Annotated in this window: 19 protein-coding genes; 14 read left to right on the plus strand and 5 right to left on the minus strand. The window is 51.7% G+C overall.

The annotated features are described in order from the left end of the window. Nucleotide 1 precedes the first annotated feature (1 nt). The 5 genes from pknB (at nt 2) to spoVM (ending at nt 4,162) form a co-directional block, all read left to right on the plus strand. Nucleotides 2-2,098 carry a Stk1 family PASTA domain-containing Ser/Thr kinase gene (gene pknB / locus A7975_RS02525; RefSeq protein WP_082197938.1) on the plus strand — a complete coding sequence of 699 codons (2,097 nt, stop codon included), beginning with the start codon at nt 2-4 and terminating at the stop codon, nt 2,096-2,098. Beyond that, on the plus strand, nt 2,058-3,023 hold the full coding sequence (gene rsgA, locus A7975_RS02530; RefSeq protein ID WP_053377767.1) for a ribosome small subunit-dependent GTPase A: 966 nt from the start codon (nt 2,058-2,060) through the stop codon (nt 3,021-3,023). Before pknB ends, rsgA begins: the two co-directional genes overlap by 41 nt. A gap of 5 nt (nt 3,024-3,028) precedes the next feature. Next, nucleotides 3,029-3,673 (plus strand): ribulose-phosphate 3-epimerase, encoded by a 645-nt coding sequence (rpe, locus tag A7975_RS02535; protein ID WP_053375637.1) that lies wholly within the window; start codon nt 3,029-3,031, stop codon nt 3,671-3,673. A gap of 11 nt (nt 3,674-3,684) precedes the next feature. Further along, on the plus strand, nt 3,685-3,948 hold the full coding sequence (locus A7975_RS02540; RefSeq protein WP_053375638.1) for a hypothetical protein: 264 nt from the start codon (nt 3,685-3,687) through the stop codon (nt 3,946-3,948). A 133-nt stretch (nt 3,949-4,081) separates the two neighbouring features. Continuing rightward, nucleotides 4,082-4,162: a stage V sporulation protein SpoVM gene (spoVM, locus tag A7975_RS02545; RefSeq protein WP_010345573.1), complete on the plus strand. Its 81-nt coding sequence runs from the start codon at nt 4,082-4,084 to the stop codon at nt 4,160-4,162. 98 nt (nt 4,163-4,260) lie between these two features. Here the strand turns inward: spoVM and rpmB are convergent, their stop codons facing one another. Further along, nucleotides 4,261-4,449, minus strand: coding sequence for a 50S ribosomal protein L28 (gene rpmB / locus A7975_RS02550; RefSeq protein ID WP_053375639.1), 189 nt, complete (start codon nt 4,447-4,449; stop codon nt 4,261-4,263). A 293-nt stretch (nt 4,450-4,742) separates the two neighbouring features. On the opposite strand from rpmB, the gene A7975_RS02555 reads away from it, so the two are divergent. The 5 genes from A7975_RS02555 (at nt 4,743) to A7975_RS02575 (ending at nt 10,204) form a co-directional block, all read left to right on the plus strand. Continuing rightward, the gene (locus A7975_RS02555) at nt 4,743-5,102 is read left to right on the plus strand and encodes an Asp23/Gls24 family envelope stress response protein (RefSeq protein WP_053375640.1); all 360 of its coding nucleotides are present in this window, start codon (nt 4,743-4,745) and stop codon (nt 5,100-5,102) included. A gap of 56 nt (nt 5,103-5,158) precedes the next feature. Beyond that, on the plus strand, nt 5,159-6,898 hold the full coding sequence (locus A7975_RS02560; protein WP_082198054.1) for a DAK2 domain-containing protein: 1,740 nt from the start codon (nt 5,159-5,161) through the stop codon (nt 6,896-6,898). A gap of 34 nt (nt 6,899-6,932) precedes the next feature. Continuing rightward, complete coding sequence (locus A7975_RS02565) at nt 6,933-7,787, plus strand: DegV family protein (protein WP_053375642.1); 855 nt, start codon at nt 6,933-6,935, stop codon at nt 7,785-7,787. A gap of 7 nt (nt 7,788-7,794) precedes the next feature. Further along, nucleotides 7,795-9,846, plus strand: coding sequence for an ATP-dependent DNA helicase RecG (gene recG, locus A7975_RS02570; protein ID WP_082198055.1), 2,052 nt, complete (start codon nt 7,795-7,797; stop codon nt 9,844-9,846). A 70-nt stretch (nt 9,847-9,916) separates the two neighbouring features. Next, on the plus strand, nt 9,917-10,204 hold the full coding sequence (locus A7975_RS02575; RefSeq protein WP_053375644.1) for a stage VI sporulation protein F: 288 nt from the start codon (nt 9,917-9,919) through the stop codon (nt 10,202-10,204). Between the two features lie 61 nt (nt 10,205-10,265). On the opposite strand, the gene A7975_RS02580 is transcribed toward A7975_RS02575, so the two are convergent. Beyond that, on the minus strand, nt 10,266-10,961 hold the full coding sequence (locus tag A7975_RS02580; protein ID WP_053375645.1) for an SOS response-associated peptidase: 696 nt from the start codon (nt 10,959-10,961) through the stop codon (nt 10,266-10,268). Between the two features lie 174 nt (nt 10,962-11,135). Here A7975_RS02580 and A7975_RS02585 point away from each other — a divergent pair, with 174 nt between their 5' ends. Further along, on the plus strand, nt 11,136-12,428 hold the full coding sequence (locus tag A7975_RS02585; protein ID WP_053375646.1) for a DUF2515 domain-containing protein: 1,293 nt from the start codon (nt 11,136-11,138) through the stop codon (nt 12,426-12,428). A gap of 135 nt (nt 12,429-12,563) precedes the next feature. Here the strand turns inward: A7975_RS02585 and A7975_RS02590 are convergent, their stop codons facing one another. The 3 genes from A7975_RS02590 to A7975_RS02600 are packed head-to-tail and all read right to left on the minus strand — an operon-like array spanning nt 12,564 to nt 14,351. Beyond that, the gene (locus A7975_RS02590) at nt 12,564-12,890 is read right to left on the minus strand and encodes a YolD-like family protein (RefSeq protein ID WP_053375647.1); all 327 of its coding nucleotides are present in this window, start codon (nt 12,888-12,890) and stop codon (nt 12,564-12,566) included. Beyond that, nucleotides 12,887-14,152: a DNA polymerase IV gene (locus tag A7975_RS02595; RefSeq protein ID WP_065384041.1), complete on the minus strand. Its 1,266-nt coding sequence runs from the start codon at nt 14,150-14,152 to the stop codon at nt 12,887-12,889. The genes A7975_RS02590 and A7975_RS02595 overlap by 4 nt, the downstream gene beginning before the upstream one ends. Continuing rightward, nucleotides 14,142-14,351, minus strand: coding sequence for a hypothetical protein (locus tag A7975_RS02600; protein WP_053375649.1), 210 nt, complete (start codon nt 14,349-14,351; stop codon nt 14,142-14,144). The genes A7975_RS02595 and A7975_RS02600 overlap by 11 nt, the downstream gene beginning before the upstream one ends. 183 nt (nt 14,352-14,534) lie before the next feature. Between A7975_RS02600 and A7975_RS02605 the strand changes: the two genes are divergently transcribed. The 3 genes from A7975_RS02605 to A7975_RS02615 are packed head-to-tail and all read left to right on the plus strand — an operon-like array spanning nt 14,535 to nt 18,426. Beyond that, on the plus strand, nt 14,535-16,097 hold the full coding sequence (locus A7975_RS02605) for a spore germination protein (RefSeq protein WP_065384042.1): 1,563 nt from the start codon (nt 14,535-14,537) through the stop codon (nt 16,095-16,097). 18 nt (nt 16,098-16,115) lie between these two features. Next, entirely contained in the window at nt 16,116-17,327 is a 1,212-nt protein-coding gene (locus A7975_RS02610) for a Ger(x)C family spore germination protein (RefSeq protein ID WP_065384043.1), read from the plus strand. Between the two features lie 16 nt (nt 17,328-17,343). Then, the gene (locus tag A7975_RS02615) at nt 17,344-18,426 is read left to right on the plus strand and encodes a GerAB/ArcD/ProY family transporter (protein ID WP_065384044.1); all 1,083 of its coding nucleotides are present in this window, start codon (nt 17,344-17,346) and stop codon (nt 18,424-18,426) included. The last annotated feature ends 80 nt before the right edge of the window (nt 18,427-18,506 follow it).

An 18,506-nucleotide genomic window follows, 5' to 3' on the forward strand; every position in this document is an offset into this window, starting at 1 on the left:
GATGATCGGACAGGATTTAGGCGGGCGTTATGAGATTTTAACACGTATCGGCGGCGGCGGAATGGCGCTTGTTTATAAAGCGCATGATGTGCTGCTCAACAGAAAGGTCGCGGTAAAGGTGCTGCGGCAGCAATTTGTGCATGACGAGGAATTCATACGCCGATTCCGTCGTGAGGCACAGTCAGCAGCTGCGCTTTCTCATCCGAATGTCGTCAGCATCTATGATGTAGGGCAAGAAGAGGATACACATTACATCGTAATGGAATACATTGAAGGCCACAATTTGAATGAAATCATACAAGAGCGTGCGCCGTTGCAAACAGATGAAGCGGTGCGTATTGCCATGCAAATCGCCGATGCGCTGGATCACGCGCATCAGAATCATATTATCCATCGCGATATTAAGCCTCATAATATCTTAATCGGCAAAAACGGGCGCGTTAAGGTTACCGACTTCGGTATTGCGCGCGCGGTTACATCGTCAACGATTACACAGACCGGCTCTGTCATGGGCTCGGTTCATTATTTTTCTCCTGAGCATGCCAAAGGGATCAATACGGGAGAGAAGTCTGATTTGTATTCGCTTGGCATCGTGCTCTATCAAATGCTTACCGCGCAGCTGCCGTTTCTCGGCGAAAGCCCGATCAGCATAGCGTTAAAGCATTTGCAGGAAAATTTCGAAGAGCCGCGTATCGTTAATCCGCATATTCCCCAAAGCGTGGAGAACGTCGTTCTTAAAGCGATGCGCAAAAACCCGAGCGAGCGTTACAACTCGGCGCATGAAATGCTTCTCGATCTGGATACATGTATGCGTCCAGACCGGTTGAAGGAGCCTAAAATTACGTTTACGCATGTCAACGATTTGGAAGAGACCCGCGTCATGCCTGCCATTCGCGGAGATATTGCTTCTGCGGCTCCTAAGGAGCGGGAGCAGCCGATTAATGCGAAGAATGAAGAGAAGGCAGCGGTCAAAGAGCTGCCTCCTAATTCGAAAGGCTGGAAAAAGCCGCTTACGGTCGTGGGTGTTACGCTGGTTGTCCTTGGACTTATTATTTGGGGCTTTATCTGGCTGCTCGGCTTCCTTGACATAGCGGAAGTAGACGTGCCTTATGTAGTAGGCAAGCAGGAAGCCGAGGCGCGGCAAATGATTGAAGCCGCTGACCTTAAGGTGGAAGAGCCGGTCCTTCACGAGCATAACAAGGAAATTCCGAAGGATCAGGTACTCAATCAGTCTAAGATGAACATGAAGGTAAAGGAAGGCTCCCTAATTCAAATTACAGTCAGCGATGGGCCGGAGCTTGAGGAGCTTGGCAATTACGTCGGCAAAGCATTGCAGACGGCGATTGACGAGCTGGGCGCATTAGGCATTACCGAGGACCAAATCGTCATTGATCCGGTGTTCAGCGAGGAGGCTGCGGATACGATACTTCAGCAGTCGCCTAAGCCTGGGGAGCAATATAATCCGGAATCCGTTGAATTTAATTTCATGGTCAGCAAAGGCCGAGAGACCGTTCCGATGCCGAATTTAATCGGCAAGCGCCTAGACGAAGCCAAGGATCTGGTTAAGGCAAGTGAGCTGACGCTTGATGACGCGGATATTTTGTACGAACCTAGCTATTTGCATCAGAAGGATTTTGTCATTAGCCAAAACCCGTACAAACCGAAGGATCTTGTATCCAAAGGGGCAAAAATCTCGATCCGAGTAAGCTCGGGTCCGCCAGCGGATGCGAAGGAGCATCAATTCAATATTACGATCTCGCCGGCTGTAGCTGGAAAGACAAGTGAAATTCGAATTGAATATTCCGATGCGCGCGGTGAAAAAATTGAGTGGGATAAACGGCAAATTACGAGCACTCAAACGTTCCCTGTAACCGTTCTTGTTGCGCCGGATACAGAAGCCAGAGTGACGGTTTACCGCGACAATCAGTTTATCGATACCAAAACGATTTCGTACGATGAATTATTGCAGGGTACGAATTCATCCACCTTGACCATTCCGGGTGAACAAGTGCCGGCGACAGATGTGCCGGTGCAAACGGAGGTTACCGAAAGCAATGATGAGCCAGTTGAAGAAGAGCAACCAACACAGCAGCCATAATAGTAAAGAAGGTCATCTCAAAGGCACAATTGTAAAAGCGCTTAGCGGTTATTACTATGTGCGAGCGGAGAACACGGCATCGGACTCGGTAACGGTCCAATGCCGCGCCCGCGGCGTGTTTAAGAACAGGGGACTTACGCCGCTCGTTGGCGACGTGGTCATGTACAGCTTGACGGAGAACGGGGAAGGAACCGTTGAGGAGCTTTTGCCCCGGACATCGGAGCTTATCCGTCCTCCAGTAGCGAATATCGACCTAGCGATTCTGGTGTTCTCCGTTACGGAGCCTGCACTGAATTTACAGCTGCTCGATAAATTTCTAGTGCATATCGAGCATGTCGGCATACCGGCGGTATTATGCTTAAGCAAACAGGATTTAGAGAATGACGGTTTGGAGACAGAGGAGGCGCAGGCTGCGGCCGCCTCTGTTAATCGTATATACAGGGCCCTTGGCTACGAAGTCTATGGGACAAGCTCACGGCTTGGCGAAGGGATTGCACCGTTTCAAGAGAGGCTGAAGGGCCATTTGGCGGTTTTCGCGGGCCAATCGGGCGTAGGGAAGTCCTCGCTGCTTAACGCGATCGTACCTGGCCTAGAGCTAGAGACAAATGCAATCAGCAACAGGCTGGGAAGAGGCAAGCATACAACTAGGCATGTTGAGCTGATTGAGATCGGCGGAGGCTTAGTAGCAGATACGCCAGGTTTTAGCCAGCTGGATTTTCAGGAGTTAGGGATTGAGGATTTAGGCTATTGCTTTATCGAGATGCGAGAGCTGTCACCAAACTGCAAGTTTAGAGGCTGCACGCATGTGCATGAGCCAGGCTGCGCCGTGCTTGCGGCGGTAGAAAGCGGGGCTATCGAGAAGAGCAGGCATGATCACTACCTTCTGTTTCTAGCTGAGATGAAAGAGAAAAAACGGAGGTACTAACAACGATGACCATTATTGCACCTTCTATATTATCAGCGGATTTTGCAAGGCTAGGAGAAGAAATTAAGGCTGTGGATGCGGCTGGAGCGGATTGGATCCACATTGACGTGATGGACGGGCATTTTGTTCCAAACCTCACCTTTGGCCCGCCGGTCATTTCGGCTATCCGTTCAGCTACAAAGCTGCCCTTTGATGTACATCTCATGATCGAACGCCCGGAGCTGTCCATTGCAGACTATATAGCTGCTGGGGCTGACCGCATTACGATTCATGCTGAAGCGTGCGTGCATCTGCACAGAACCGTACATTACATTAAAGAAAAAGGTCTTCCGGTTGGGGTAGCGATTAACCCAGCAACGCCGGTTTCGGTGCTTGAGCCGATTTTGCATGATCTTGATCTCGTGCTTATTATGACGGTAAATCCGGGTTACGGCGGACAAAAATTTATTCCGTATTCGCTTGTGAAGCTGCGCCAATTGCGCGCCATGTTGGAGGAGCAGGGCCTGAGCGATGTGCATGTTCAGGTTGACGGAGGGGTTAATCAAACGACGGCAGCTGTTATCCGCGAAGCTGGAGCCAATGTGCTTGTAGCGGGGAATGCCGTGTTTGCGCAGAATGACCTTGCTGCGGCAATCGCGGTATTACGTTAGGGGCCGGCGCAATGAATGAGAAGTTGAAAACAACGTTTTGGCTAATCGGCTATACCTTTCTTGCAGGGCTGATGCTGGCGCTTTTCTCTATGTTGACGGAAGTTTATCGGTATCTATTTTCCCTGCTGGCTTTATACATAGGTATACGCTTCTTTCGGAGGTTTGAGACGGTAGGGCTGCGAATTGCTTTCTTCGTACTAGCGATTGTATTTTATTTGCTAATCGCCGTTGTCGCGGCTGCTTTTGTCTTTTTGAGAGATCATCAAGCGCCATAAACGGGCTTGTCATGCAAACTCTTCGCTAGCTCTCGATGGAATAGGACGAACTGACTACGCATAGGATGGTTACATGAGCGTAGCAGTTTTGTCACGGATTAATTCGATGAGCGTGTCTGAGGAGGGATGAGGCATGAAATTTTATACAATCAAACTGCCTAAATTTTTGGGCGGGTTCGTAAAGGCGATTTTGAATACCTTCCAAAAAAATTAGGTCAATATGCTGCAGGGCACCCTTCGGCCGTGATCGTGGAAAAGTAAAAGAAAAGCACCTGAGCGCTCAGGTGCTTTTGTCTATGGCCATAGCCATCATTATACGCGGGTAACTTTACCAGCTTTCAGTGCGCGAGTGCTGACATAAACACGTTTTGGTTTACCGTCAACCAAGATGCGAACCTTTTGCACGTTTACGCCCCAAGAACGACGTGTTTTGTTGTTTGCGTGGGATACGTTGTTACCTTTACCAGGTGCTTTACCTGTAAGAAAACATTTGCGGGACATGACTACACCTCCTTTAAGTCTTGCTAGAGCAAAACTGATTCCATTTACAATGGCTTCGTTATGCGTGAGGAAAACTTCATTCGTAAGCGAAATAACATTTAAACACACTTGAATATCGTATCATAAACATTGGATCTGTTCAACCTAAATCTACGGACAAGGTTGTGAGCCGCCGCTTTGAAAACTTGCAATGGCGCAGAAACACTGGATTTATCGATCGGACTTCTATAAAGGTCACGTTTATAGTACAATGAACGTAGTCCATAATATATACAGTAAGGGAGTGTATTTCCATGCCTCTGCAGCTAAGCACCGAATTAGGTTCCATACATGTCTCAGACCATTGCATAGCCATTATTGCCGGCTCTGCGGCCATGGATTGTTATGGACTTGTCGGAATGGCTTCCCGCAAACAACTAAAAGACGGAATTGCCGAGTTGCTCGGACGGGATAATTTAACCCGGGGCGTCGAAGTTAGACGAGAAAATGAAAAGCTTCATATTGATCTCTACATCATCGTGAGCTATGGAACGAAAATTTCCGAGGTAGCGCATAACATTCAATCCAAGGTTAAATATGTGCTGAATGACGTTATCGGTCTACAAGTGGAAGAAGTCCATATAATTGTGCAAGATGTCAGGGTACTTAAGTAACAGGGAGGGAAATTTCGTTGAGTAAGCGCTTTATAAACGGATCTGATTTTGCCGCAATGGCACTGCTCGGCGCGGATTATTTACAGCGCAACGCAGAGCACGTTAACGCATTAAATGTTTTCCCGGTGCCGGATGGCGACACGGGAACTAATATGAACTTAACGATGTCCTCTGGCGTTAGTGAACTCCGCAGCAAGCCGTCAAGCAGCATCGGTAAAGCGACGGAAGCATTATCGAAGGGGCTGTTAATGGGCGCAAGGGGCAACTCTGGCGTTATTTTGTCACAGCTTTTCCGAGGCTTCTCTAGATCGCTTGCCGGTCTTGAAGAGGCGGGAACGACGCAGCTCGCCGCTGCTTTGCAATACGGTGTTGACCTCGCTTATAAAGCTGTCGTAAAGCCAGTCGAAGGAACGATCCTTACGGTCGCCAAGGAAGCTGCTAAGCATGCGGTTCAATATGCACGCAGAACAAATGATGTCGTTGAATTGATGCAAGAAGTGCATCAGAAGGCGCATGAAGCTTTGCAGCGCACGCCAGATTTATTGCCTGTCCTTAAGCAGGTTGGCGTAGTTGATTCCGGCGGACAAGGCCTTGTATTTATTTATGAGGGGTTCGTGCGCAGCCTGACAGAATTAGACGGCCAGCTCGATTCCTATTCGATGGGTTCAGAAGCGGCTCCTCCAGAGGAGGTAGCTGTTCCGACAATAGCTCCTGCACCAAACATCCGTAAGCAAGAGCTTTCATCGGCGCAATCACGCTTATCAACGGAAGCAATTGAATTTTTATATGATATGGAATTTTTTATCAATCGCAAGCTAGCTGGGCATACGGGAGCGTTTTTTGATGAATCCGCTTACAAACGTGCGCTTGGAAAAGACGGAGATTCCATACTTGTTATAACAGAAGACGATATCATTAAAGTGCATGTACACTCTCGCAAGCCTGGCGACGTGCTGAATCTATCACTTCCTTACGGCGAATTAACCGATATTCATATTCTTAACATGCGCGAGCAGCATCGCGATTTGCTTGAGCATGAGCAAGAACATTCATCTTCGGACATAGCGGACTTCTCCGCGGCTGAGCTGCTTGCCGGGCAGGCTGTTCAAGGCATCCCGCCAGGCCAAGTGTTCGAGAAGGCGCCGTTTGGCATTATTGCGGTCGCTTTAGGCGAGGGAATCGCGGACATTTTCCTCGAAAATGAAGTCGATACGGTATTGTCCGGCGGCCAGACGATGAATCCGAGCACCGAAGACTTTGTAAAGGCTATCGAAGCGTTGTCTGCGGAGCATATATATATTCTCCCGAATAACGGAAACATTATTTTGGCGGCGGAACAGGCTGCTGAACTAAGCGAGCGCAGCGTTACGGTCATTCCGACAAAAACGATCCCGCAGGGCTTAGCGGCGGTACTCGCATTCAAGGAAGAAGAAACGGCTGAGCGAAACAGCCTATGGATGAAAAATGCAGCGGAGCAAGTGCTCTCTGGACAAGTAACGAAGGCTGTGCGCGATACGACGATTGATGGCGTATGCATCAAGGAAGGCGATTATATCGGCATTAAGGAAAAAGCGATTATGGTTTCGAATGCCAGCCTGCAGGACGCCAGCCAGTCGCTAATCGCAAGCATGATGAGCGCAGGTGGAGATCTGCTGACGATTCTTACCGGTGCGGAAGCCGATGCAGCAGAGACGGCAACGCTGTGCGAGTGGATCGGCGAGCAGTATCCTGAGCTTGAGCTGGAAGTGCAAAAAGGCGGACAACCGCTGTATCCTTATGTTTTTGCGCTCGAATAAAAGGTTAACGTTTTAAAGCTGGGAGGGGTTAACATTGGGGAAGGTTAGAATCGTAACGGATAGTACGTCCGACATTCCAGAAGAGGTTAGAGAAAAACTGGGGATCACGGCTGTGCCCCTTAAAGTGCTCTTTGGCGAAGAAACGTTTCTGGATGCGGTGACGATTACGTCCGAGCAGTTCTATGAGAAGCTTGCACAGTCTTCCGCGCTTCCTACGACGTCGCAGCCATCGCCAAATGAATTTTCAGACGTATATGAACGTCTGCTTGCTGAAGACGCCGAGTCGCCTATTATTTCGCTTCATTTGTCTGCGGCGCTCAGCGGTACTTATCAATCGGCTGTAATTGCGCAGTCCATGCTTGAGGGAGAATCTGATATTACGATTTTGGATTCGAGATCAGCTTCATTTGGCTTTGGGATGCGTGTCGTGAAAGCGGCTGAAATGGCGCAGGCAGGCGAATCCAAGGAACGGATTATCGCGGCAATCGAGCAGCTCGAGCGCGATACGAATTTATATTTTCTCGTAGATACTCTCGAATATTTGCAGAAGGGCGGAAGGATCGGCAAAGCCTCCGCGCTGATTGGTTCGATTCTAAACATCAAGCCTATCTTATCCTTGGATAAGGAAGGTGTCGTGCTTGCGGTAGATAAAGTGCGCGGCTCCAAGAAGGCCATGGGGCGCATTGTGGAGATGCTGAAGCAGACGTACGGCGACGAGCCGGTCGGTCTCACAATGGCTTACTCTTTCCGCAAGGATACGGCAGAGGAGCTTCTTGAGCTTCTCAAGAGCAATTTTAATGTGCAAGCCATTGGCTGGACGACGATTGGCGCGGTTATCGGTACCCATACGGGACCGGGCGCATCGGCCGTGTTTATGTACAGGATGTGATATGATGATGACGCTGGATCAAATTTCTGTTCGGCAAATCAAAGGCGTGAGCGCTCCTAAGGAACAGGAGCTTCACGCCTTTGGCGTGAGAACGGTTGCGGATTTACTGGATTATTTTCCATTTCGTTACGAGGATTATCGCATTCGCGAGCTGACCGACGTAAAGGAAGGCGAGAAGGTCACGGTGCTCGGGCATGTGCGGGGCGTCCCCCTCTTGCAGCGCTATGGCAAGAGCAAGTCGAGGCTCACCTGCAAGGTGGAAGTGGGGCAGTGGCTGGTTACAGCTGTATGGTTTAACCGTCATTTCCTACAGGATCAGCTGGTCATCGGGCGGGAAATTATGCTCACCGGCAAATGGGAGCAGCAGCGCCTGCAAATGACGATATCGGACTCGGAATTTCCAGGCAGCGGCGGCGCAGCTAAGTCGGGAACGCTGCAGCCGGTTTATTCGGTCGGCGGAAGCATTACGCAGCCGTGGATGCGCAAGACGGTGCGGCAAGCTCTGACGCAGTACGGGACGATGATCGAAGAGATGCTGCCGCATGAGCTGGTACGCCAGCATGATCTAATGGCAAGGCGAGATGCGGTTCAGCGCATTCATTTGCCGGATGATACAAAGGAAGGACAAGCTGCCCGCGATCGGTTGGTTTATGAGGAGCTGTTTCTTTTTCAGCTGAAGCTGCAGGCTTATCGGGCGCTTAATCGCAAGCGCAATGACGGCATTGCGCATCAGATCGAGAGCGAGACGATTCGCCAGTTTGCCGCGACTCTACCGTTCGAGCTGACCGATGCGCAGAAGAAGGTCGTCAATGAAATTTGCGTCGATATGAGAAGGCCGTCCTGCATGAATCGCCTGCTGCAAGGCGATGTTGGCTCCGGCAAAACGGTAGTCGCAGCCATCGCTCTGTACGTAGCGGTTAAATCAGGCCATCAAGGGGCGCTCATGGTGCCGACCGAAATTTTGGCGGATCAGCATATGCGCTCGTTAACGAGAATGTTTGCCGATCTTGGCATTCAGGTTGCCCTTCTTACAGGCAGCCTTACGGAGAAGAAACGAAGAGACGTGCTTGCCGGGCTGCAGATGGGAATCATCGACATTGTAGTCGGCACGCATGCCCTTATTCAAGATGATGTTTTCTTTCGGAGCCTGGGGCTAGTCGTTGTCGATGAGCAGCATCGCTTCGGCGTAAATCAGCGCAGCGTGCTGCGCCGCAAAGGAATGAATCCGGACGTGCTGACGATGACGGCCACCCCTATTCCAAGAACGATGGCGATTACGGCTTTTGGGGATATGGATGTGTCGACGATCCGCGAGCGCCCGCATGGCCGCAAGCCGATCAAAACGTATTGGGTGAAGCACAGCATGATGGAGCGCGTGCTCGGCTTTATTCGCAAAGAGGTTAGCAAGGGCAGACAAGCCTATATCATTTGCCCGCTGATTGAAGAATCAGAGAAGCTTGATGTGCAAAATGCAATTGACCTGTACGTGCAAACCCAGCAATCGTTTCCCGATTTGCGCGTGGGGCTGCTGCACGGACGGCTTTCAGCTGCCGAGAAGGAAACGGTAATGGGCGCTTTCGGCGCGAACGAGACGCATGTGCTTGTCGCGACGACGGTTGTCGAGGTAGGCGTCGACGTTCCGAACGCGACGCTTATGATCATTATGGACGCCGAGCGGTTTGGCTTGTCTCAGCTGCATCAGCTTAGAGGCCGGGTTGGCCGGGGCGAGCATCAATCACATTGTATACTCGTTGCCGATCCCAAATCGGAAACCGGAAAAGAGCGGATGAAGGTGATGACCGACACGGATGACGGCTTTGAGTTGTCGAGGCGCGATCTTGAAATTCGGGGCCCCGGCGACTTCTTTGGGACGAAGCAGAGCGGCTTGCCGGAGTTCCGCTTGGCGGATATGGTTGCCGACTATGAGGTGCTGGAGATTGCTAGGGACGATGCCGCTGAATTAACAGGGCGTGACGATTTTTGGTCGAATGAGTCCTATGCCAGATTGCGCAGCGTATTGCAGAAGGATCAATTTTTTCAAGGAGAACAGCTGGACTAGGCAATAATTACCTTCAAACGGCATATAGATTAAAGATGTAATCGGATTGCCGGATGGAGGTGTCAGGGCAGTGAGTTACCAAAATTATGGAATTCGGCCGCAGCTGGTCGAGCGCGTTAAATACAAAATGAAAAACCCTGTAGTGAAGGACAAAATTAGGCAACTGCTGGGCAATGTAACGAAGTATGATTTGCAGGACCGGCCAAAGGTGAGGAAGCTTGTGAAAGCGGCGGCCGTTATTTTGCAGGAACAGCTTACGGATACGCAGGAGGACCAGATCGTCGCCTTCGTGATGGGGCAAAAAATCGATCCCAACAACACGTTTCATCTGTTGAAGCTGTGGGGAATGTTTCGCTGACCGCTTAAGGTCAGCGATTTTTTTTTTGTTATCAGCAGAGTCGCAGCTTCCTTCTCTGCACTTACCACAGCTCTAGCTGCTCGTCCACTTTACATGGCTCGATTAACGCAGACTCGTCGTTGCGGACGCTTCCAACGGCTGTTGAAACGGGATAAGCCTCGAGCTCATGCGCCGAGTAGGGCTGCAGGAGCGGCGTGATCGCACTAACGTCCGTCACCGCGCGGTTCAGCCAAAGCTGCTCATCCTCCGGACGCAAAATGACCGGCATCCGGTCGTGAATCGGCGCAACGAGCTCGTTCGGCGTTGTGGTTAATATCGTGCAGCTATTTATTTTGGTCCCGTCAGGCGAGAGCCATGTCTCATAAAGTCCTGCCATGCTGAAAATAGAGCGGCTCTTCAGCACGATGCGCATCGGCTGCTTGCCACTCGCCGTCGTTCTCCACTCGTAGAAGCCATCTGCCGGGATGATGCACCGCTTGTGGCGCAGCGGCTTCTGGAAGGCAGGCTTGCTCGCTGCCGTCTCCGAGCGCGCGTTAAGCATTTGGAAGCCGATCTTCGGGTCATCAGCCCATGGCGGCACAAGTCCCCATTTGAGCTCGCCGAGCCGGTTGCTGTGTCCGTCGTTAATGATTGACAGCACCTGCTGGCTTGGAGCTACGTTATATTTTGGACGGTGGAACGGCACCATCGTCTCCTCGATCATATATCTGACCATCAGCTCTTCCAGCGTAACGGTGAGCGTATATCTTCCGCACATGACTCTCTCCCTCTTTCCTTTCGCATGCTCTTATTATACATCTTGGGAAACGGCAGCGCATATGTTGCTTACACGGTATGACATGCGGCACAGTGGCAGATACTGGTTCATATAGACTTGCAGCTTTATATCAACTCCTACGTAGCCAATGATGTTGAACAAGGAGCGCTGACGATGGGCAATAAAAATGGATTACGGACATATCGCCGCTCAATCGGCTACTGGCTGCGCCAGCTGCTCGCGCTTCCCGGCGCGGCGTTTGAGTACGCGATCGGGAAATGGGGCGCGATGAATGCCTCGCAAGCGATGATGGCAGAGGCGGCTCCGCTGCAATTATCATCTGCTGCCGTTGCGAAGCTCATGTACGCATGGTCAAAGCCCGCCGTATTGCCTGCGGCTGGGCCATCGGGCAGCTGGAGCATGGAGGAGCTAGCGCTTATTGATCGAATCCGCTCGGAGACGGCTGCCAGCAACCGCAATAATGTAACGCGAACCGAGGCATACCGCAGCGTGTATTTTCGCATGCCGGAGCTGCACTGGGCGTTTCTTGCCCATATGGTGTCGCGCAACGGCGGCTGGAACATGACGGATTTGCAAGGGGAGTGGCTGCCATTGCTGCTGACGCCCGAGCAGCGGGAGGCGGTGTTCCGTTTTTTGGAGCAGGCGAACGCTTTGATCTTTCAGGATGCTTATCCGCAGCTGCTGCTGTACGAATGGAGCCGGCGCGAGGGCAGGAGCCTGTTCCATCTGCTGCCTGCTTTTGGCGTATCGGCTTTTATGGCACCGGTTTGGAAGCAGTTCTGGCGTGACCGCGACCCCGTGCCGCTAACGATTGCGCTAATCGTAAACGAGCAGCATTATATCGAGCAGCGTGTCGTGCAGCAGCCTTATTTTCGCGAAAAGGTGCTTCATACGCTGTTTTTTGGACTGCAATCGCTGCTGCAATTGAACGGCGTGATTTTTCCTTATGGGAATGGGCAAGGAAAAGGCGATGAAGCCGAAGTGCTGAGGCTCTCCGGGCTCATCTTGGAGAGCTTCGAAAATTTGCATGAGCGAATTGAATTCGGCAAGCGTCTTTATGCGCTGCTGTTTGGCATCCCCCGTGTGCATGACGGTGCTAAATGTTTTGCGGGAGCGGTTAAGCATAGCGGCTCGCGTGCCGACTATGCGCCCCATATGTTCGCTCGCGTTCGCAAGGGGCCGCCGCAGCGCGTCTATGTGGAGCGCCTCCTTGGCGGGCGGCTGAGGCCTGGAGCGGAACCGATCTACAGTCCGGAGCTTGGCTCGGCGTGGGGCGACCAGCCGGTTGGGCCGCCTGAGCTTGGCGATTGGTTTAAGTCGGCAGACGATATCGCGCCTTATTTTGAGAAGCTGCCGCTGCCGCATTCCTTTGAGATTACGAATGAATACGGGCTTATGCTTAATAAGATTGAGCTGGCTGTCCTTGCGATGCAGCGGGGGAAATAAAACGGCGGAACGAATGGCATGCGCTATTGAGTCTAATATTGAATTTTATTCAGCTATCGATCGTCACATAGAACAAGGAGCTGCCCAGCCTTCGCGCTTGGCAGCTCCTTGTTTTGAATGAATGGTTTAGAGACATTATTCCTCGGCTGCGGCGCCCTCGATATCCCGAATCGAGAACCATTCGCCATCGACCATAAAGCGGCCTTTCAGCTGATCGACCCGATCGACGATGCCGACGACGGTCAGCTCCTCCAGCGGATGGAACAGGCGAAGCGTGATGGAGTGGCGCTGCTGCAGCGATTCGTTCACGAAGCGGGCTACATTTTCCCACTCCTGCTCGTCAAGCTCTACGCGCTCCCGCTGCCTGAGTGATTTCTCATGCTCATTAATGGCGACCTTGTGCTCGGGCAGCATCATGCGGCTCGACTCCCAAAGCCCGTTGCCTTCAAGTTTCTTTCTCATTTGTAATGTCCTCCGATCTTCTCCGAGCGATGCAGCGCTTGCCCAGCGGGAGAGACGGATACGGCTCTTAAAATAACGGCGTCCCCGTACTTCTTCTTCAAGGCATCCGTCGCCCTCTCAAGCGCCATCGTCTTCTCGCGGTCTGGGTCAAACAGCGAGAGCTGGTACTCGTCATCCTGCGAAAATTGCGACAGGCTGATGCCGACCTTTCTTACGGGGTAGCCGTCCCAGTGCCGCAGCACCAGCTGCACCGCGGCGCGGTAAACCTGGTTGGTGACGTTGGTCGGATCGTCCATTTTCATTTGGCGGCTAAAGCCGGTCGGGCGGTCATAGTCGGCTCCCATCAATCCCACAGACACGACATGCCCCATATAGCCTTTGCCGCGGCAGCGCTGGCACACAAGCTCCGTCAGCTCAAGCAGCACAACCTTGATTTCCTCCAGCTTGCCGTAGTCCCGGGGCAGCGTCATCATATGCCCAACCGCCTTCGGGGCAACCTGATGCGTTCCCGGCGTAACGGGGCTGTCATCGATGCCGTTGGCAATACGCCAGTACAGCTCGGCGTTAATGTCGGAGTTTTTGCCGAATTTGCGGCGCATCATCAGCTTCAGCTTATCCAGCGGCGTTGCCGCTAGCTTGCCGATCGTATCGAGCCCCATCGCATTAAAATGGCGCGTCATACGGCTGCCGACCATGAACATTTTGGCGGTGGGCAGCGTCCATAGCGTATCTTGAAGCTTATCCTTCGAGAGGATGTAAATGCCCGATTCGTTTTTCTTTGCATAGTTGTCGCAGGCCGTCTTCGCCAAAATTTTATTTTCCGCGATGCCAAAGCGGGTGTATATGCCAAGCTCCGCAAAAATGCGAGTCTGGATATGATGCGCCAGCTCCTCCGCCGACCCATACAAATGCAGCGAGCCTGTCACATCGAGAAACTGCTCATCGATCGAATAAGGCTCGACGAGGTCGGTATACGACTGATAAATGCGCGTAATAGTCATGGAAATATCGATATACAGCTGCATGCGCGGTCTAATGATTACCAAATTCGGACACTTCGCAAGCGAATCGCCGAGTCTCTCCGCAGTGGTTACTCCAAATGACTTGGCGATCGGGCAGGCGGCGAGAATGATGCCGGACCTGCGTTCGGGATCGCCCGCCACGACAACCGGCAAATCGCGGTACTCGGGATGCTCCGCCTTCTCCACCGACGCATAAAACGATTGGCAATCCGCGAGCATGATGGCTTTATTAAGAGACATTTCGGCTCACCAGCTCTGCCGCTAATATATTTGCCGCAAGAAAGACGCGCTGTGCGCCCGAGTCGATGCAAAAGGCTCTAACGTAGCCGTTTCTCACCGATAGGACCCGAATTCTTCGTTTCGTAAACTTGCCTTTTTTGCTCATATAAATCACATCAACGACACAACCGATTACGCTGAACCATTTTTCTAATGTCATGATGTATCCCTCCAAGATAAGAACGTTTGTTCTTATTATATACAGAACATTCGTTCTTATACTAGTGGTTTTTTGTGGATGTTTTTTACAAAGACTGGCACGTTCCTCTGGCGATAGGTGACGTTTGAAATAGCGGCGTACATATTTAAATCCATATTGCGCCAAAATAGAAGCAACATGGAAATGAAAGGTGCCGTTATGAACAAACAAAATGCAGAGACGTTAACGCCGTTTAGTCCATCGCTGCATGCGAATCTGGAAACGATCCGCGATCGGTTCGGCGGAAGCTCGGATATTGTGATCCGCATGTTTCGCAGCGATGCGGCCCCCGATCGCGAAATCGCGATTATATATGTGGATGGAATCGTGGATTCGGAAACGATTAACGAAAGCGTCATGGAGCCGTTAATGTCGATGAAGCTGCCGGACCATGTATTCGTGAAGGGCGGCAAGCTGCTGGAGGCGCTTCGCAGCTGCATCGTGTCAATCGGATCGGTACAGGATATTCGTTCGTTGGAGCAAGCGCTCCAGTATATGACGGACGGGCTATGCGTCATTATGGCAGACGGGAGCGCTGCGGCATTAACTGCGGATGTCGGCGGAGGCGAGCAGCGCAGCGTTACGATTCCGCAGACCCAGACGGTTATTCGGGGGCCGCAGCATGGCTTTGTCGAAAGCATTCGAACGAATATCAGTTTAATACGGCGCATCATTCGTTCTTCGGACCTGCATGTGCAGGTGCATAAGATCGGCCGTCAGACGCATACGAACGTGGGCGTGCTCTATTTGCACGGCGTAGCGGATGAAGGAATCGTTAAGGAGGTTTACCGCAGGCTGGCGGCAATCGAAATAGACGGCGTGCTGGAGAGCGGATATATTGAGGAGTTTATTCAAGACGAGACCTTCACGCTTTTTCCGACGCTGCTGAATTCAGAGCGTCCCGATACGGTTGCAGCCGCGCTGCTTGAAGGCAGAGTGGTGGTCATGGTCGACGGATCGCCGATGGCGTTGATGGCGCCAACGACTTTTTTTACCTTTTTCCAGTCGCCTGAGGATTATTACCAGAGATACGATATTGCGACGTTCGTACGCATGATCCGTTATGGCGCGTATGTGATTTCGATTCTGCTGCCTGCCCTATATATCGCAGTGACGACCTATCATCAGGAGATGCTTCCGACTACGCTGCTTATTAGTCTAGCGGCGCAGCGGGAAGGCATTCCGTTTCCAGGCTTGCTCGAGGCGCTTCTCATGGAGGTTACGTTCGAGGTACTGCGCGAGGCGGGACTTCGGATGCCGCGGGCAATCGGCCCGGCGATCTCAATCGTTGGCGCTCTCGTGCTCGGCCAGTCTGCCGTGCAAGCAGGCATCGTATCGGCGGGTATGGTTATCGTGGTATCCTTCACGGCTATTTCCAATTTCGTTATGCCTGAGTTCAATATGGCGGCAACCTCACGCATTATCCGGTTCGCCTTCATGATTATGGCAGGCATTTTCGGCTTCTTCGGCATATTCATATCCGTGCTGATTATGCTTATCCATCTCGCATCGCTGCGCTCTTTCGGGGTGCCGTACATGTCTCCGATCGCGCCAGGGCCAACCAAGCAAGGGATATGGAGAGACGTGTTCGTGAGGCTGCCCTGGTGGGCAATTGTGCTTCGGCCTCTTGATTTGAACCTGCGCAATCCGAAGCGGCGCCCGAACGGAAAAAAACCGCCGGCACAGCGACACTCCGGCAAGCCGTAAAGAAAGGGAGGAACGGCAATGACTAAATGGAAGCTGCTGCTGCCGCTGATTGTGTGCTTGCTGGCTGCCGGCTGCTGGAATCGGGTAGAGCTCAATGATATTGCCGTAATTTCCGCAACCGGAGTGGATTGGAAGGACGGGAACTGGGTGCTGACGTATCAGGTTGTCATTCCGCAAGCCATTTCCAGCCAGAGCGCTTCAAGCAACTCGGCGTCGGTAAACGTGTTTTCCACGAAGGGCGAGAGCTTCCGCAGCGCAGTCAGCAAAGCGAGCCAGGAAACGTCGCGTCGCCTGTACTTCTCGCATACTCAAATCATCATTATTGGGCAGGAAGCTGCCCGCAAGGGGCTGGGGCCGCTGCTCGACACGTATCTTCGCAATCATGATTCCCGCGAGACGGTGAGTGTGTACTTGTCGAAGGGGAGCGCGCGCCGAATGCTCGAGCAGCTCATTCCGCTTGAGAAAATACCTGCTTCAGCCATTCAGCGCATGATCACAAACGAGGAGCTGAACAGCTCGATCTTCCGTCAAATGACGGTGCATCAAGTGATGATGGACTTGCTGGGCACCACCCATGCTACAGGACTGCCGGGATTGGTCGTGGCAGGGACTACCGAGAGCATGGATACGGTTGGAAAGCTCTCGCGCACCAACACGCCGTCTAAGGTCAGGTTATATGATTTGGGATTGATTGCAGGCGACAAGCTGGTAGGCTGGATTAACAATGAAGAAAGCCAAGGCGTGATGTGGCTTGCAGATCATGTGAAAAAAGCGACGATCCCCTTTGCATGCGCGGCGGATGGGGAAGGACAGAAGAACTCGACTATCCGGATTACGCATGCAAAAACCAAGCTGCGTCCAGAGCTGTCAAACGGCAAGTGGATCATGCATGTGAATGTGAGCTCGGAAGGGACGCTGATGGAATACAACTGCGCGGGCGAGCTTGCGAAGCCGCGGCAGGTCGATCAGGTCGAGCGGCTCATTGAACGGGAGATTGCTTCGATTATGGAGAAAGGCTGGAAGGCCGTCAGCAAGCACCGGGCTGATGTGCTGGGCTTCGGCAATGTGATTCATGAAAGGTATCCGAAGCAGTGGTCGAAGTCGCGAGAGAACTGGATGGAAATTTTCCCTAACACGGAAGTGAAAATTGCGGTAGAGGTTAAGCTTCTATCGACAGGCATGAGCGGAAGCGGCTTTAAGAAGGAGCAGAAGAAGAAGGGAAGCTCATAATCGGAAAGGAGACCGTATGCAGCAGATCGGGAAAAATCAGCTTTCAATTTTGATCATCGTATTTTTGATCGGCAGCACGCCATTGTTCGAGCTTGGCATCAAGGCGAAGCAGGACGCATGGATGGCGATGACGCTGGCTGCGTTAGCCGGCCTGCTGCTTACAGTTATTTATGTCCGCATACAGAAGCGCTCTCCCGAATCGGAGCTTGCCGAGCTTTACATCATGCATTTTGGAAAATGGATCGGCGGCTTTGTTGGCCTTATGCACGCGCTCTGGTTTGCGTACGAATCGATGCGCAACGTAAGGGATGTCGGCGAGCTCACGATGATGGCGCTGCTTTCTTTTACGCCGAAGTGGATTGTCATGCTGCTCATTTTGAGCGCTGCAGCTTATACCGTAAGCAAGGGACTTGAAGTGTTTGTCCGCGTCGTACAGCTGTTGTTTCCTATAGCAGCGCTTAGCTACATGGGCATTATTTTATTTCTGTTCATTGCCAAATTGCCGAAAATCTCGCACCTGTTTCCGCTCCTCGAGAATGGAATTGGGCCTGTAGTAAAGGCGGCATTTCCGGATTTATTGTCTTTTCCCTTTGGGCAGACGATTATTTTTTTCGTTTTCTGGAAGCATGTCAGCGAGAAAAAAATTATCGGACGCGTCTCCTATTTATCTTTTATAGGGGTTTCGATGTTTCTTATCTTTATGAATGCGCTCACGATTTGCGTTCTTGGACCGGAGATAGCTGCGCTTACGGCGCTGCCTCTGCTTGAGGTTGTGCAGTTAATCAGGCTGGCCAACTTTCTGGAGCGGCTTGACGTCATTGTAACGCTGCTCTTGTTTATAGGGCTTTATGTGAAAATGACCGCGCTATATATGGCTTCGGTATTCACGTTTAACGTCATAACCGGCATTGCCTATCGCTATTGCGTGATGCCGATTGGCATCATCATCTACGCCGCTTCGTTTTTGGAGAGAAATAATACGATGCATATATGGATCGGCCTTGATATTACGCTGAAGGTTGCCCCGATATTTCAGGTTTTGCTGCCGCTGCTTATGCTTATCGTAGGCATACGAAAAAAATATAAAGCGGCAGCGTAGCGGCAATTGATGAAGGGCATTTCTCACAGAAACGGCAGCCCCGACATATTTTATGGATACAGATCGAAATATGAGCATAG

Origin of the sequence: Bacillus sp. FJAT-26390, assembly GCF_001682865.1 — a bacterium.
GTDB lineage: Bacteria > Bacillota > Bacilli > Paenibacillales > Paenibacillaceae > Pristimantibacillus.

Coding starts and splice junctions, on each gene's coding strand:
- pknB (WP_082197938.1), top strand. CDS start 2: ATGATCGGACAGGATTTAGGCGGGCGTTATGAGATTTTAACACGTATC.
- rsgA (WP_053377767.1), top strand. CDS start 2,058: ATGAGCCAGTTGAAGAAGAGCAACCAACACAGCAGCCATAATAGTAAA.
- rpe (WP_053375637.1), top strand. CDS start 3,029: ATGACCATTATTGCACCTTCTATATTATCAGCGGATTTTGCAAGGCTA.
- A7975_RS02540 (WP_053375638.1), top strand. CDS start 3,685: ATGAATGAGAAGTTGAAAACAACGTTTTGGCTAATCGGCTATACCTTT.
- spoVM (WP_010345573.1), top strand. CDS start 4,082: ATGAAATTTTATACAATCAAACTGCCTAAATTTTTGGGCGGGTTCGTA.
- rpmB (WP_053375639.1), bottom strand. CDS start 4,449: ATGTCCCGCAAATGTTTTCTTACAGGTAAAGCACCTGGTAAAGGTAAC.
- A7975_RS02555 (WP_053375640.1), top strand. CDS start 4,743: ATGCCTCTGCAGCTAAGCACCGAATTAGGTTCCATACATGTCTCAGAC.
- A7975_RS02560 (WP_082198054.1), top strand. CDS start 5,159: ATGGCACTGCTCGGCGCGGATTATTTACAGCGCAACGCAGAGCACGTT.
- recG (WP_082198055.1), top strand. CDS start 7,795: ATGACGCTGGATCAAATTTCTGTTCGGCAAATCAAAGGCGTGAGCGCT.
- A7975_RS02580 (WP_053375645.1), bottom strand. CDS start 10,961: ATGTGCGGAAGATATACGCTCACCGTTACGCTGGAAGAGCTGATGGTC.
- A7975_RS02585 (WP_053375646.1), top strand. CDS start 11,136: ATGGGCAATAAAAATGGATTACGGACATATCGCCGCTCAATCGGCTAC.
- A7975_RS02590 (WP_053375647.1), bottom strand. CDS start 12,890: ATGAGAAAGAAACTTGAAGGCAACGGGCTTTGGGAGTCGAGCCGCATG.
- A7975_RS02595 (WP_065384041.1), bottom strand. CDS start 14,152: ATGTCTCTTAATAAAGCCATCATGCTCGCGGATTGCCAATCGTTTTAT.
- A7975_RS02600 (WP_053375649.1), bottom strand. CDS start 14,351: ATGACATTAGAAAAATGGTTCAGCGTAATCGGTTGTGTCGTTGATGTG.
- A7975_RS02605 (WP_065384042.1), top strand. CDS start 14,535: ATGAAAGGTGCCGTTATGAACAAACAAAATGCAGAGACGTTAACGCCG.
- A7975_RS02610 (WP_065384043.1), top strand. CDS start 16,116: ATGACTAAATGGAAGCTGCTGCTGCCGCTGATTGTGTGCTTGCTGGCT.
- A7975_RS02615 (WP_065384044.1), top strand. CDS start 17,344: ATGCAGCAGATCGGGAAAAATCAGCTTTCAATTTTGATCATCGTATTT.